Below are 16,127 nucleotides of genomic sequence, written 5' to 3' on the forward strand. Positions count from 1 at the left end.
ACAGATGAGGCGGTTATGAAATCAACTTTCTTGGCTTTAAGAGAAGCTACTAAGAAATGGTCGAAACCTATTCATAATTGGGGCTTGATTTTAAATCAATTTTTAACTATTTTTGAACAAAGGGTTCAACTTTAAAAAAGTTAAACCCTCGGTAATTTTAACTTACACACTTTACGGGATAGTGTCCTTTACGACTTATAAAATTTCTATGTATTTTTCTTTATGTTATCATTTTAACCCTTATATCTTGGCTTATTAATGGGAAGTCTTTGATAGGTATTGATGATGCGAATATATATTTAGTTTACATGAGAAATTTTGCTAATGGTTATGGGTTTGTATATAATATTGGAGGAGAAAGAGTAGAAGGATTTACTTCCTTACTTTGGACTTTAATAGGAGCTATATTTTTTCTTATATTGAAAGCTCCGGAAAAACTCTTGCTTTTAGTTAATATTACCATTATATCTTACACGCTCTATGATGTTTCTAATTATATAGATAGAAGGAAAGGGAGTTTTACTAGGCGTTCACTTTTTTTTCTTGCTGTGATAGGCGTTACTCCTGGTTTTATTGATTGGACAATATTGTCACTTATGGAAACCGGATTGTGGGGTTTTCTACTAACTTTAGTGTCTCTAAAGATACTTAGATATAAATCTACTGAAAGTAAGTTTAAGCATTATTTTACTCTATGTATACTCTATGTCTTGTTATTGCTTTGTAGACCAGAATCTATGTTTTTAGTTCCATTTTTTATAATGGTAAGCTCAATAAAAGAATACTTTTTATCGAGATTACTCAAGAGTGTTATTATAGGAACTTTAATAAATTGTTTTACATTCGCTATAACTCTGTTTCTTTTACTTTTTTGGAGGGTAAAGTATTTTGGCTATCCTTTACCTAATACATATTATGCAAAGGTCTCTAATAGCAGAATAGATAATTTGTTGTCGGGTATAGAATACTTATCCACACTTTTTTTTCAAAAGCCTTTTATTTTAGTTTTATTGTTTTTTTCAATATGGTTTGTTTTCAAATCTTTTTCAAAGAATAAAGCTGTATTGGCAAATACTATTTTAGTTGCAATAGTAGGAGTCTCTATGTTGGTTCCGTTATTTAGTGGGGGGGATCATTTTGGATTACATAGATTTATCGTACCTATTATTCCACTCATTGTTTTATTATTAGTGATAGTATTACGAGACTTAGGCTTTTTTACCGGTAAAACTAAATTAATATTATTGTTTTTTCTAATATTCTTTTCGAATGAATATAACTATAAAGATTGTTTTACAGAAGTAAGATATCCTTTAATTCAGGAATGGTTTTTGGCTATTGGAGGAAGAGAAGAGTCACGAAAAATGAATCTATTTTTTAAAGATAATAAAGTACTTCCCTCTCAGGGAGTTATACCAGCAGGAGGATTTGCCTTTGGATATGAAGGAGAGACCATTGATTTGTTGGGACTTAATAATACAAAAATGGCTCATGCTGATAAAGTTAAAGATAGGCATTTACCAAAAAATCATGCGTCATTTAACCTTGATATATTTTTTGAACTTAGTCCAGATGTTCTTTGGTATCAAGACTGTAAATTTGTTAAACCTAGTGAGTTGGTTCCTGCGAGATTTAAAATCGACTCAAATGAAGGATACGCGAAAATTCTAAAGAATATACATTTAGACAAGAGATTTATTGAAAATTATGGTTTTTTTGAAATTTTTCATTCAAAAAATAAGGAGTATTCGTTGAGGATTTTTGCTAATAGAAAATTTGTAAACTCACTAGATACCTCTGTGTATAAAGTTGTTCCCATTACATACGAATAGTTAATTCTTTGTACTATGATGTGTTTTGTATAATTAGGTTTTTAGATAAATAAATTTCAAAAGAATAAAAACCACTAATAATGAGTTTATTGTTTGGGTAGTTGTGAGAAATTTTAGATAAACAAATTTTAAACAAGCTCTAAAAATATTTCATTTAGAATTGTTATATTTGTCAAAATTCAAAATAAGTTATGAGTACAACTTACATAGAGTCTCAAAAAGTGTCTTTTGAGGATTTTAAAAATAGTATTTTAAACGATTATAAACTAGGGAAAATTTCCCGAGAGATGTCCTATCTAGGTAGGAGAGAGGTGCTTACAGGAAAAGCAAAATTTGGTATCTTTGGTGATGGTAAAGAGTTGCCACAGTTGGCGATGGCAAGGGTATTTAGAAACGGCGACTTTAGGTCGGGATATTACAGAGACCAAACTTTTGCCTTAGCGATACAAGCCGTAAGTGTAGAGAGTTTTTTCGCACAGCTTTATGCAGATACAAGTGTAGAAAGAGAGCCCGCATCGGCAGGAAGACAAATGAACGGACATTACGCCACTAGAAGCCTTAACGAAGATGGCAGTTGGAAAAATTTAACAGAACAAAAAAATATCTCTTCCGATATATCACCTACAGCAGGGCAAATGCCTAGACTTTTAGGTTTAGCACAAGCCTCTAAAATTTATAAAGAAATTCAGTTTGAAGGTTCAGAAAAATTTTCTCGTAATGGCAACGAAGTAGCTTTCGGGACGATAGGAGATGCCTCTACTGCGGAAGGTCATTTTTGGGAAACTCTCAATGCTGCGTGTGCCTTGCAAGTCCCTATGATTGTAAGTATTTGGGACGATGGTTATGGTATTTCTGTGCCTACGCACAACCAAAGAGCTAAAACGGATATTACCGAAATGCTATCAGGCTTCCAAAGAAAAGAAGGTAAAGCTGAAGGTTGCGAAATCATTACCGTAAAGGCGTGGGATTATCCAGCCTTGTTAGACGCTTACGCTAGAGCAGAAGATTTTGCAAGGAATCAAAGCATTCCAGTGGTAGTTCACGTTAAAGAAGTTACGCAGCCGCAGGGACACTCTACATCGGGTTCTCACGAAAGATATAAATCAGAAGAGAGATTAAACTGGGAAGCAGAGTACGATGGTCTTAAACAGTTTAGAGAATGGATACTTAATTATAGTATAGAAATAGACGGACAAACGGAAATTCTTGCCACAGCAGAAGAGTTAGATGCTTTAGATAAAGAGGCAAAGAAAGAAGTTAAAGAAGGACAAAAAAGAGCGTGGGAAGACTACCAAAACGCTATTAAAGCCGTTAAAGATAGAGGGTTGTCAGCGGTAGAAAAACTTAAAGCTCAAAATACTCAAGTAGAGTCTTTATTGCAAGATTTTGGTAAAATCATATCGGTTGGAAAGAGAGATGTGTTCCATCTGATGAGAAAAGCACTATGGCTTACAAGAGGGCAAGATTCTGCGGAAAGAAAAGATTTAGAAAATACTTATCAAGAGCTTTTATTGCAGGAGCAAGACCATTATTCATCTCATCTTTACTCTCAATCTCAATGGAAGGCAACTAATGTAAAAGAAGTAAAGCCAATTTATAGTGATAACTCCGAAGAAGTGGACGGAAGGGTAGTAGTAAGAAATAATTTTGATAAAATATTTGAAAAATATCCACAAACCTTAGTTTTTGGAGAAGACACAGGGAACATTGGAGATGTGAACCAAGGTTTGGAAGGAATGCAGGAGAAGTATGGCGCAACGAGAGTGGCAGATACAGGGATTAGAGAAGCCACTATTTTAGGTCAAGGGATTGGTATGGCGATGAGAGGGCTTCGTCCAATTGCGGAAATTCAATATTTAGACTACATTCTCTACTGTTTGCAAGGTATGAGTGATGATTTAGCAACAGTGCAATACAGAACTAAAGGGGGACAAAAAGCGCCAGTAATTATAAGAACCAGAGGGCATAGATTAGAGGGGATTTGGCATTCAGGCTCTCCTATGGCGGGGATACTTAACTTGTCCAAAGGAATTTTGGTATTAGTTCCTAGAAACTTAACTAAAGCAGCTGGGTTTTACAACACGATGTTACAAAGTGATGAACCTGCGGTAATTGTGGAGTGTCTTAATGGTTATCGTTTAAAAGAAAAACAACCAGACAACTTAGGCGAATTTACCGTGCCTGTGGGTAAAATAGAGGTAACGAAAGAAGGGGTAGATGTTACCCTTGTTACTTATGGTTCTACTTGGCGTGTGGTGATGGAGGCTGCGAAAGAGCTAGAGCAGCTAGGCATTTCAGCGGAGGTGATAGATGTTCAGTCGTTAATTCCGTTTGACTTAGAGAACGAAATTGCAAAAAGTCTTCAGAGAACCAATCGTTTGGTGGTGATAGATGAAGATGTGGAAGGAGGAACTTCTGCCTTTATTCTTCAGCAAATTTTAGAAAAACAAAAAGCCTTTAGATATTTGGATAGCGACCCAGTAACTATTACGGCTAAAAACCACAGACCAGCTTATGCTAGTGATGGGGATTACTTTAGTAAACCTTCTGTGGACGATATAGTAGAGGAAGTTTATGCGGTGTTTCACGAAACTAATCCAAGTAAATTTCCTAGAATATAAACAGTAATAAAAATTATAAGAGCGATTGTTTAACGGCAGTCGCTCAACCTATTTAATACATAAAACTCAATATTATGAGAAAGATACAAATGGTAGATTTGCAGAGCCAGTATTTTAAAATTAAAAATGAAGTGGATAATGCGGTGCTTAATGTAATGCAGTCGGCACAATTCATCAATGGTTCGGAGGTTAAATCTTTCCAATCCGAGTTAGAAGAATATTTAGATGTAAAACATGTAATCCCTTGTGCTAATGGTACGGATGCACTCCAAATAGCTTTAATGGCTTTAGATTTAAAAGAAGGAGATGAGGTAATTACTGCAGACTTTACCTTTGCTGCAACGGTAGAGGTAATACACTTATTGAAGTTGAAAGCTGTTTTGGTAGATGTGGACTATGATACTTTTACTATAGATGTAGAAAAGTTAAAGAAAGCCATTACACCAAAGACTAAAGCAATAATTCCTGTGCATTTATTTGGGCAATGTGCTAACATGGAGGAGATTCTAAAAGTAGCAAAGGAACACAATATTTTTGTAGTAGAAGACAATGCACAGGCTATAGGTGCAGAATATACTTTTGCCGACGGAACAACTAAAAAATCTGGTACGATGGGAACTATAGGAACGACATCGTTCTTTCCGTCTAAGAATTTAGGGTGTTATGGAGACGGAGGTGCTATCTTTACTAATGATGATGCTTTGGCTCACCGCCTAAGAGGAATTGTAAACCATGGAATGTACGAACGCTATTATCACGATGAGGTGGGTGTTAATTCAAGACTAGATAGCATACAGGCAGCGGTTCTAAGAAAAAAACTACCACATTTGGATAACTATAACGAAGCTAGACGCAAAGCTGCGGATTTTTACGATGAGGCTTTTAAAGATTGTCCTCATATTTTAACTCCAAAAAGAGCAGAAAATTCAACGCACGTATTTCATCAATACACTCTTAGAATCCTTAATGGAAAAAGAAATGAACTTCAGCAATATTTGGCAGAAAAAGAAATTCCTGCGATGATATACTATCCTGTGGCACTTAGAAAGCAGAAGGCTTACTACCAAGAAAGTAATGATGCCGATTTTATAAATACAGACCGTTTGTTATCCGAAGTAATTTCATTACCAATGCATACCGAGTTAGATGACGAACAGTTAAAATATATTACAGAAACTGTTTTAGAGTTTGTAAATAAATAAGAAGGAGTTATGACGATATTAGTAACTGGAGGTTTAGGCTATATAGGCTCTCATACAGTGGTTGAACTATTGAATGATGGTTTTGATGTAGTGATTGTAGATGATATGTCTAATTCGGAGAAATTTGTACTTAGAAATATAGAAGAAATTACAGACAAAAAACCTATTTTCTATCCTTTCGATTTAAAACGAAGAGAATTATTAAGCCAAGTTTTAGATGCTCATAATATAGAAGGTTGTATCAACTTTGCTGCTTTTAAAGCGGTCGGAGAAAGCCAAGTGAAACCGATAGATTACTATGAGAACAATCTATTTTCTCTAATCAATATATTACAAGAATTTAAAGAACGAAATATATCTAACTTTATATTTTCTTCGTCGTGTACGGTTTATGGTCAGGCAGACGAAATGCCAATAGACGAAAATACATCACTTAAAACTCCAGAATCTTCCTATGGTAAAACCAAGCAGATGGGAGAGGAGATTTTAAAGGATTTTTCTAGAGCTCACGCTAAAAAAGTGTCTTTGTTGAGGTACTTTAATCCCATTGGGGCACATCCTTCGGGCAAAATAGGAGAGTTACCGTTGGGAGTACCTAACAATTTGGTGCCTTATGTTACACAAACAGCGGCAGGGATTAGAGAGAAACTTAGTATTTGGGGAGACGATTATCCAACGCCAGATGGTACTGCGATTAGAGATTATATTTATGTGGTAGATTTAGCTAAGGCTCATTTGGCAGCACTTAAAAAGCTCATCAATGCAAAAGAAGAGACTGTTTTGGATATTTATAATTTAGGAACAGGGCAAGGTTCTTCGGTTTTAGAAGTCGTTAAAGCTTTTGAAAATGCCAATCGGGTAGAAGTGCCGTATCAAATATGCAGTCGTAGAGAAGGCGATATTACTATAGCTTATGCTAATGTAGATAAGGCAGAGAGAGAACTCGGTTGGAAAGCAGAAACTTCTTTAGAAGAGGCACTTAGAACGACTTGGGAATGGCAAAAATATCTAGAGAAGAATACTAATATTTGATGAATTAAATTGATGATGAAGGATCTGATATTAAAATATTTTCCAGAACTTACCGAGCAGCAGCAACATCAGTTTGCTATGTTAGAACCTCTCTATAAAGAGTGGAACGAAAAAATAAATGTGATTTCAAGGAAAGATACGGATAGCCTCTATGAAAAACATGTATTACACTCTTTAGGTATCGCTAAGGTAATGCCTTTTTCTGAAGGAACAAAAGTTCTAGATATTGGTACTGGCGGTGGATTTCCAGGGATACCTTTGGCGATAATGTTTCCAGAAGTAGAGTTCACTTTAATAGATTCTATTGGGAAGAAGATAAAAGTAGTACAAGCGGTATCAGAAGCGTTGGAACTGAAGAATTTAATAGCCATACACGGAAGAGCCGAAAAACTTAAGGATAAATACCATTTTGTAGTCAGCCGAGCGGTTACGCAGATGCCTGTGTTTTTGCGATGGCTAAAAGGAAAATTTGAAAAAGAACAATTTAATCCTAAACATAATGGTGTGCTTTATCTAAAAGGTGGTGATTTGGCGGAGGAATTGGCAGGACTTAAATGCGAGATTTTTAACCTTAAAAATTACTTTGAAGAAGAGTTTTTTGATACCAAAAAAGTAGTGTATCTCTCTAAAGGTAACATCAATTCATAAAAGTTAAAAAATAGATTTAGCAAAAAATCACTTATGAATTTCCTTAATAAAATTGTAGATGAATTATTAGAGCAGTCATCGGATTTATCTCGGTTTAACATCGTTTTACCAGGTAAAAGACCCGTGATATTTATTAAGGATATTCTAAAAAATCAAAAAAAATATTCGGGGCTACTTCCGCAATTTTCTACTATTGAGGAACTCATTAGGGATATTTCTGGTTATCAAGAAATCAAAGGTATTTCCTTATGGCTATTTGCTTATAATGTTTATAGGCAGCTATTTCCGACAGAGGATTTTGATCAGTTTTTAAAATGGTTTCCAACATTATTGAAGGATTGGGACGATATTTTAATGTTTTCTGATTCTGATGAGGCGGTGTTGGAATATATGTTTGATGAGGAACGCATTAAAAACTGGGGAGAAACTTTAGGAGAAGAAGACAACGCAAGGCAAAGAAATCTCAACTTTTGGCGAAAAATGACCACCTTTTTACCATTGCTAAAAAAAGAGCTTAAAGCTAAGCAATGGGCAACCTCTGGAATGCTTCATCAGGAAGCCAAATCTAAAGTTAAATTATTTGCAGAGCAGACATCGGAGCAATATGTTTTTTGTGGTTTTAATGCCTTTACGCCGGTTGAAGAATTGCTAGTAAGGCAGTTGTTACAATGGGACAAAGCACAATGTTTTTTCCAAGCGGACGAGTATTATATTAAAGACAAAAGGCAAGAAGCAGGGCAGTTTCTAAGGCGTTATATAGATTGGGCGGAGTTCAATGATTACAGAGATTTTAGTTGGGTAGAGAATCAGTTTACTCAATCTAAAAACATCAATGTTTATGAGGTTTCGGGCAATGTTACCCAAACGCAGGTGATTCCTAAAATATTCAAAGATTATAAAGAGTCAGACTACTCTAAGACAGCGTTGGTTTTACTAGACGAAAACTTACTTCCTGCTTGTTTAGAAGTTCTATCAGAAGTGCCTAAAGTTAATATTACGATGGGGCTTCCGCTTAAGAATTTATCTTTTAGCAACGCTATGAAACAGATTTTTTATCTGCACAAACAGCTAGAGAAAAAATCATCAACTTATTATCATCACGATGTCGTGGGGATTTTGGAAACTTTGCCAACCGATGAGCAGGAAGATAAAATCATTAGAACTTTTGTAAACTACATTTCGGAGCATAATATTGTTTATGTTTCCTACTCTCTTTTAAAAGAATACTTGGGTGGATTGAATTTCTTTAACATCTTTGAAAAACAAGGTGTTAAAGAGCTGCTGGAAATATTGATAGCTTTTTGTTATCAGTTGAAATACAAACATATAGATGATATTCAGTACGAGAATATTTCTTATTTTGAAAAGAGTTTTAAAATCGTTAAAAATCAATTAGAGCCTTACCAATTTGAAGTAAGTATAGAGGATTTAGAGATTTTGGTTAATCAGATGGTAAGCACAGAATCTGTGGACTTTCAGGGTGAACCATTGTCTGGTTTGCAGGTTATGGGGTTGTTAGAAACCAGATTGCTCAATTTTGAAAACATCATTTTGCTATCCACTAACGAAGGTAAACTTCCGCTGGGGAACTCGCAAAATACCTATCTGCCTTTTGATGTAAGGAAGAACTTCGGACTTAATACTTTCTTGGAGAATGATGGTATTTATGCCTATCATTTCTACCGATTGTTGCAAGACGCTCATCATATCCATTTACTTTATAATGCCTTGTCTTCAGGCGTTAATACGGGAGAGAAAAGCAGGTTTATCACTCAAATAGAAATGGAAAGTCCTCATCAAGTGCAAAAAATTATGGTGGAGAATGAGTCTCAACCTGTAGAGGTGCTTCCGATGGTGGTTTATAAAACTCCACAAGTAATGGAACGGCTCAAAGAATGGCAACATAATATTGCGGCATCACACCTTACCACTTACCTCTATAATCCTATTGATTTTTATGCTAAAGTGGTTTTAAAGATAAAGGAAACCTCCGAAATAGAGGAGGAGCTTTCTCTCAGAAACTATGGTAATTTAGTGCATTATGCATTGGAGTTTTTATACGGTAAATTAAAAGGAAAGATATTAACTCCACAGGATTTAGAATGGGCAATTACTCAAATAGATGAAAGTGTTGAGTTTGCAATAAAAACACTGAAACATCAGCCCGAATTTTACGAAAGAGGTATGAATTTCGTACATCAGCAGATGGCTAAAAAAGTCATAGGAGATGTTTTAAAGTTAGATTTAGAGCTGGTTTCTAGTGGAAATACCTTAGAAATTCTGGATTTAGAAAAAGAAATCAAAGATGTTAAATTTAAGGTTTCAGATGAGTTAGAAGTGGCTTTTAAAGGTTTTATAGATAGGATTGATAGGCTCAACGGAAATCTAAGAGTGATAGATTATAAAACGGCTAAAACTAAAAATCTAAGACTGAAAATTTCTGATAAAAATAGGGAAACACTCCTTAAAAATAAAGACTATAAACAAGCACTTCAGCTTTGTATTTATGCCTATTCTATGGGGCAACTTTCCGAGTTTTTGGGTAAGGATATTAGTTGTGGGATATGGAGTTTTGCAGAGGTAAGTCGTGGAGTACAAATGCTAGAAATAGACGGTGATTTGTCTGATGCTATGGTTTCAATATCAAGTATTATTACAGAAATTCTCAACCCTGATATAGATTTTGAGGAAAGTGTTTAGAAAGATATATTATGGCGAAAAAGAGTATCATTAAAATGAATAATTTCAGAAATAAAACTTTTCTAAAATTTCTTTGGGGAATTTTGGGAGTTTATTTCATGAATATAAGCATAGATACTCCAGATGATGATAGATACTATTTCTCAGAAACTTCAAATTATAATGATATGGAAAGCATTATAGAGGTTATTGTAGAAAAAGTATTTAAGTATGAAAATGCCATAGAAGAATCCGAGGAGTATGATTTGGATAATTATACTAAAAAAGCTAAATATAACTGGTTTTTCGGATTATTTTCTCTGTGTAAATCAGTTCAGATGGTTGAGATTTGTTTCTCAAAATATATTCGTGCTGTTGGTGTATCCAAGCTCCTTAACGGCTTTTCTCAATTTGATGTGCCTCCGCCTAAAATTTGATTTTAATTTATAAATGGTTTATGATAATTATAGTTCTTAATGAATTAAGGACTATTTAGAGTTGTGAAATAAATTTAGATTAAAATCAAAAATAACATGAATTTTAGAAAAATAATACTACTTGTCTTAGGCTTGTTATCTGCTATGTTGTTTTCTCAAAATATTAAAAATGAAAAAGATAGTCTTTATATAGCAGAGGTGGAAGATACTAAAGAACCAGCCAAAGTTTTACACGCAGAACCTTTGTATATAGATTTGATAAGGGATTTAGGAGCGAGAAAAGGTGAAAAAGAATGGAATTTAGGACTTGGTTTAACAGATAAACTCAATTTTGATGCTTATGAAGCATTGGTAGAGTACGAATGGGCTCCTATTGATAGGTTAGGGTTAGAAGTAGAGCTACCGTTTACATTCTATTCTCCTACAGGAAACGAGAGAGTGCAAGCACCGTCTAGTAAACTTAATAGTCTGAAATTAGCGTTACAATGGTCGTTTTTGGTAAACGAAGAGAAAGCGACAACAATGGCTTTAGGCTACATCAACGAGCTAGAGTTTTCAGATTTTGGACGCTTTGGAAAACCTTTAATTAAAGGAAATATATACAATCCATTTTTTGTAGTGGCTAAACGCTGGAGAAATAATTTCCATACTTTGGTTTATACAGGACCAATGATAGAGCAGAGTTTTATCACCAATAAATTTCATATGGTGTACGATGTACATTCTAGTTTCCATTATATGATTTCGGGGACAAGAAATTTTGTGGGAGTGGAACTTAATAAAACCTTTGATAAAGGTAATTTTGATATGGTCATGCGTCCTCAGATGCGTTTGGGTATTTCGGAGCAGCTGATGTTGGGTGTTGTTGTGGGGATTCCTGTAAGTAGAGAAAATGAACGATTGAGCTCTTTTCTAAGATTGATATGGGAACCCAAACACTAGTATTTGTTAATAACTTTTTGAGTCTAGAAGTTCAAAAAATGTTACTTTTTTTTATTGTTTTATTACAATTACCTATATTTGTATCCAAATAATTTTTATTTATGAGATTTATCGTAGCAAGTAGCGAGTTACAAAAGGCTTTACAAGTGGTAAGTGGTGTGATTTCCAGTTCACAATCACGCCCTATTCTAGAAAACTATTTGTTCGAACTAGATAATCAAAATCTTAAAATTACTTCATCTGACGGGGAAACTACTTTGGTAACTTCTCTAGAGGTAATGTCTGAAGATCAAGGTAAAATAGCAGTTCCTGCGAAGACTTTTCAGGAGTTAATAAAGACCTTTGGTGAACAGCCTTTAACTTTTACAGTAAAGGAGTCTGCTAATGAAATGGGAGCTTTACTAGAAATTCTAGATGATAGAGATAACTATGAGGTGGCTCTAGATAACGCAGAAGACTACCCAGAGTTGCCAGAGTTTGATGCTTCACAAAGTGTTACGATACCTTCAGGGGTATTAGCAGAAGCGTTGGTAAATACTTTGTTTGCTACAAGTAATGATACGCTTCGCCCTGTAATGACGGGAGTTTTATTCCAGTTTGGAGAAAATGAGGCTAATTTTGTATCTACAGATTCTCATAGATTGGTAGTTTACAAGAGAAAAGACATTAAAAATAGTGAGCCTATAGAGTTCATTATGCCTAAAAAGCCATTGAGTATTTTTAAAAATATTCTAGCCAATACAGAGGAAGAAGTTGTTATTGAGTTTAATGAGAATATGGCTAAATTTACCTTTGGTAATCATATTTGGATTTGTCGTTTAATAGATGGTAAATATCCTAATTATTCTGCGGTAATCCCTCAAGAAAACCCTAATTTGCTTACAGTAAATAGAAATTTACTACTTAGTTCTATTAGAAGAGCATCTATTTTATCTAACAAATCTACTAATCAAGTAAGATTTAAGTTATCAGGGAATATCCTTCATCTACACGCGGAGGATACCGAGTTTGCTAATAAAGCAGATATGCAGATTCCTTGCGACTATAAAGGAGAAGATATCAACATTGGCTTCAGTTCTAAATTTTTAACAGAAATGTTATCAGTTTTGAGTTCCGATGATGTATTGATGAGAATGTCTCAGCCTAACCGTCCAGGTATTTTAGAACCGATAGATGGGTTAGATGAAAACGAACATATTTTAATGCTTTCTATGCCTGTCATAGGAATGTAAACAGTAATAACTAAAGTGATTGTATATTAAATTACTTTCAGAATTTGAGATTTGAAATACAAATCTCAAATTTTGTTTTAAGGAAAATTTAAGTCAATATTTTAAAAATAATAAAGATTTTCAAACACATAATAAAGAATGAAAATATCAAATAATTGGTTAAAAAACTACATCAAAACCGACTTGAGTTCAGAGAAGATAGGAGCTTACCTTACGGACATAGGGCTAGAAGTAGAGGGTATAGAAACTTTTGAAAGTATAAAAGGAAGTTTAGAGGGTATTGTGGTAGGTAAAGTTTTAACTTGTGAAAAACACCCAAACGCAGATAAACTCAAAAAAACAACTGTAGATGTAGGAGGAGGTAAGGTTTTAGAAATTGTATGTGGAGCACCTAATGTAGAGGCTGGGCAATTAGTGCCTGTGGCGGTAGTAGGAACAACGCTTTATGATAAAGAAGGGAATAGTTTTGAAATCAAAAAGGCTAAAATAAGAGGAGAGGTATCCGAAGGAATGATATGTGCTGAAGATGAACTAGGGTTAGGGACTAGCCATGATGGAATTATGGTTTTAGACGAAACTCACGAAGTAGGGAAGCCTTTTGCAGATTATTTTGAAATCACTAAAGATGAAGTCTATGAAATAGGGCTAACGCCTAACAGAACAGATGCAATGTCTCATTATGGTGTGGCTAGAGATTTGAATGCTTTTCTGTACGCGTCTAATACCACCGAAACAGAATTTGAAAAGGTATCATCTGATATTTTTCACCCAGAAGGTGAGCACGGATTTTCTATAGAGGTAGAAGATGCAGAGCTTTGCCCTAGATATATAGGAGCTGTTTTGGATAATGTTAAGGTAAAGCCTTCTCCAGAGTGGCTGAAAAATAAACTTAAAGCCATAGGTTTAAATCCTATCAATAATGTGGTAGATGTTACCAACTATATTTTACACGGTTTGGGGCAGCCTCTACATGCATTTGATGCAAATAAAATTTTTGGACAAAAAGTAGTTGTAGGTGTTTGTAATTCTGGAACTAAATTTACCACTTTAGATGGTGTAGAACGAACGCTTAACGGTGCAGAGATTATGATAAAAGACGCTTCGGATAAGCCAATGTGTATTGCAGGGGTATTTGGTGGAGCAGATTCTGGTGTTTCGGATTCAACGACAAAAGTTTTCCTAGAAAGTGCTTATTTCAATCCAGTATCCGTAAGAAAAGCGGCGAAAGCTCATGGTTTAAATACAGATGCATCTTTCCGTTTCGAAAGAGGTGTAGATGTTAATGCGGTTAGAATAGCCATTACCAAAGCGATAAGCCTTCTTAAAGAGGTGGCAGAAGCAGAGCTTATAGGAGATTTAATAGAGGTATATCCTGAGAAAATAAATCCGCATTATGTGCTATTTAGATACTCTAAGTTAGACCAAATTCTTGGAGTTAAAATCCACCGTGAGACGGTAAAGAAGATATTAAAATCGCTTGAAATAGAAATTCTTAACGAAATTCCAGATGGTCTAGAGCTTTCTGTGCCAACTTATAGAGCAGATGTTACTAGAGAGATAGATGTGATAGAAGAAGTGCTTAGAATCTATGGATATAACAAAATAGATAGCCCTCAGAAGATTGCGTTTTCGCCAGTAAAATTGAGTTTTGAAGACCAAGATGCTTTAGAAAATACTTGGGCTAGATTGTTACAGTCCAACGGATTTAATGAAGTGATGAACAACTCGCTTACTACGGTGAAAGATGAAACCAATGCAGTTAAATTACTTAACCCATTGAGTAATGATTTGGCATTTATGAGAACTTCTTTATTAGAAGGTTTATTACAGAATGCAGTCTATAATATCAACCGTAAAAATACAGATGTTAAGTTTTTTGAATTAGGTAAAATCTATCATAAATTTGAAACTTATAAAGAAAGAAAGCAATTAGCAATGCTGATTTCTGGTAGACATCAATCTGAAAATTGGCTTGTACCGAAATCTAGTACAGATTTCTATCACTTAAAGTCTTATGTTAAGTTAGCGTTAGAAGTTTTAGGTATTGTTATTCAGGAGAAACCTTTGCAAGATGCTCGTTTCAGTGATGGGTTAGAGTTTGTTTCTGACGGTAAGGTATTGGCAAGGCTAGGTAAAGTAGCATCAGAATATCTTAAATCAGCAGATATGGAGCAGGAGGCGTTTTATGCAGAGATAGAAGTAGAGACCTGTCAAGAACTGAGGACTAAAGGTAATTTTAAGTTTAGAGAAATACCTAAATTTAATAAGATAAGAAGAGATTTAGCGTTACTTTTAGATAAAAACATCACTTATTCAGACTTATATCAAGAGGTGATGAAGAAGCCGTCGCAGTATCTTAAATCGGTTAATTTGTTTGATGTTTACGAAGGTAAGAATTTGCCAGAGGGTAAGAAATCTTACGCTTTGAGTTTTGAACTTCTTAACGAAGAAAAAACATTAGAAGAAAAAGAAATTTCAGAAATAATGGGAGGGCTAATCACGCTCTTTGAGAAAAATTTTAATGCAGAGCTACGCTCGTAAATACAAATAAAAAGGTTATGAAAAATATAATATTAACATTAGGTATAGGTTTGCTGATGTTTTCTTGTGCCACGGTTGGTAATACAACTACAACTAAGAGTAAAAAGAATCAAGTTAGTTTATTATCAACAGAGTGGGTTTTAGCGGAAAGCAGACTCGGTTCTAGCAAAGTACCTACTTTGATAGTAGAAACAGAGAAAGTATCAGGAAACTCTGGGTGTAACAATTATTTTGGACAGCTTAAAATAGATGCACAAACGGGAGCTTTCTCGGTAGAGAATGTAGGTTCTACTAGAATGGCTTGTAAGGATATGTTGGTGGAGCAAAACTTTCTAAAAATGTTGGAAAAAGCCAATAGATACGAAAGTGATGGCACTACTCTTACGCTTTACAAAGACCAGTTACCACTAATGAAGTTTAGTAAGAAGTAGATTGTTTTGATTAAATAATATAAAGCGGATTGAAAAGAAAATATTTCAATCCGTTTTTTGTATAGAAAGGAAAGATAAGATTGTATTTATCACTACTGTTTTAATTCTTGTCATATTTTATAAATCTTTGTCATTTTCATGTGTCAAAATGTCTTATGTTTGATACTATGAGTTGTTTGGCATTTTTTTCGTGTTTAGGGTAGAAGTTAAAATTAAACAATAAAAATTTAAAACGATATGTCAGTAAATTTTAAACCATTATCAGACAGAGTTTTGGTAGAACCAGCAGCAGCTGAAACTAAAACAGCATCAGGAATTATTATCCCAGATACAGCAAAAGAAAAACCTCAAGAAGGTGTAGTAGTAGCTGTAGGTGCAGGGAAAAAAGATGAACCTATGACTGTAAAAGTAGGAGATAAAGTGCTTTATGGTAAGTATTCTGGTACAGAACTTAAACTTGATGGTAAAGATTATCTTATCGTAAGAGAAGGTGATCTTTTAGGTATTTTAGGTTAAAAATCTAATCAATA

General features: G+C 34.5%; 12 protein-coding genes and 1 pseudogene. All 13 read left to right on the forward strand.

The genetic code is table 11. The annotated features are described in order from the left end of the window. Window positions 1-135, forward strand: a pseudogene (locus GXW81_RS10540) (IS256 family transposase); the annotation flags it as partial. A gap of 134 nt (window positions 136-269) precedes the next feature. Beyond that, complete coding sequence (locus GXW81_RS06895) at window positions 270-1,832, forward strand: hypothetical protein (protein WP_161531730.1); 1,563 nt, start codon at window positions 270-272, stop codon at window positions 1,830-1,832. A 191-nt stretch (window positions 1,833-2,023) separates the two neighbouring features. After that, window positions 2,024-4,453, forward strand: a complete 2,430-nt coding sequence (locus tag GXW81_RS06900; protein WP_161531731.1) for a thiamine pyrophosphate-dependent enzyme — start codon at window positions 2,024-2,026, stop codon at window positions 4,451-4,453. Window positions 4,454-4,527: 74 nt separating this feature from the next. Beyond that, entirely contained in the window at window positions 4,528-5,655 is a 1,128-nt protein-coding gene (locus GXW81_RS06905; RefSeq protein ID WP_161531732.1) for a DegT/DnrJ/EryC1/StrS aminotransferase family protein, read from the forward strand. Window positions 5,656-5,664: 9 nt separating this feature from the next. Beyond that, window positions 5,665-6,687: a UDP-glucose 4-epimerase GalE gene (gene galE, locus GXW81_RS06910; RefSeq protein WP_161531733.1), complete on the forward strand. Its 1,023-nt coding sequence runs from the start codon at window positions 5,665-5,667 to the stop codon at window positions 6,685-6,687. A 12-nt stretch (window positions 6,688-6,699) separates the two neighbouring features. Beyond that, window positions 6,700-7,335, forward strand: a complete 636-nt coding sequence (gene rsmG / locus GXW81_RS06915; RefSeq protein WP_161531734.1) for a 16S rRNA (guanine(527)-N(7))-methyltransferase RsmG — start codon at window positions 6,700-6,702, stop codon at window positions 7,333-7,335. Window positions 7,336-7,368: 33 nt separating this feature from the next. Further along, window positions 7,369-10,035: a PD-(D/E)XK nuclease family protein gene (locus GXW81_RS06920; protein ID WP_161531735.1), complete on the forward strand. Its 2,667-nt coding sequence runs from the start codon at window positions 7,369-7,371 to the stop codon at window positions 10,033-10,035. Window positions 10,036-10,046: 11 nt separating this feature from the next. Beyond that, on the forward strand, window positions 10,047-10,451 hold the full coding sequence (locus GXW81_RS06925; protein ID WP_161531736.1) for a hypothetical protein: 405 nt from the start codon (window positions 10,047-10,049) through the stop codon (window positions 10,449-10,451). 96 nt (window positions 10,452-10,547) lie between these two features. Continuing rightward, complete coding sequence (locus GXW81_RS06930; RefSeq protein WP_161531737.1) at window positions 10,548-11,393, forward strand: HAEPLYID family protein; 846 nt, start codon at window positions 10,548-10,550, stop codon at window positions 11,391-11,393. Window positions 11,394-11,494: 101 nt separating this feature from the next. Further along, the gene (dnaN, locus tag GXW81_RS06935; RefSeq protein WP_154136963.1) at window positions 11,495-12,625 is read left to right on the forward strand and encodes a DNA polymerase III subunit beta; all 1,131 of its coding nucleotides are present in this window, start codon (window positions 11,495-11,497) and stop codon (window positions 12,623-12,625) included. 138 nt (window positions 12,626-12,763) lie between these two features. Next, complete coding sequence (pheT, locus tag GXW81_RS06940; RefSeq protein WP_161531738.1) at window positions 12,764-15,166, forward strand: phenylalanine--tRNA ligase subunit beta; 2,403 nt, start codon at window positions 12,764-12,766, stop codon at window positions 15,164-15,166. Window positions 15,167-15,183: 17 nt separating this feature from the next. Then, window positions 15,184-15,597 carry an META domain-containing protein gene (locus GXW81_RS06945; RefSeq protein WP_161531739.1) on the forward strand — a complete coding sequence of 138 codons (414 nt, stop codon included), beginning with the start codon at window positions 15,184-15,186 and terminating at the stop codon, window positions 15,595-15,597. A 237-nt stretch (window positions 15,598-15,834) separates the two neighbouring features. Then, entirely contained in the window at window positions 15,835-16,113 is a 279-nt protein-coding gene (gene groES / locus GXW81_RS06950; RefSeq protein WP_004919811.1) for a co-chaperone GroES, read from the forward strand. The last annotated feature ends 14 nt before the right edge of the window (window positions 16,114-16,127 follow it).

Source organism: Riemerella anatipestifer (assembly GCF_009932355.1).
Classification (GTDB): domain Bacteria; phylum Bacteroidota; class Bacteroidia; order Flavobacteriales; family Weeksellaceae; genus Riemerella; species Riemerella anatipestifer_E.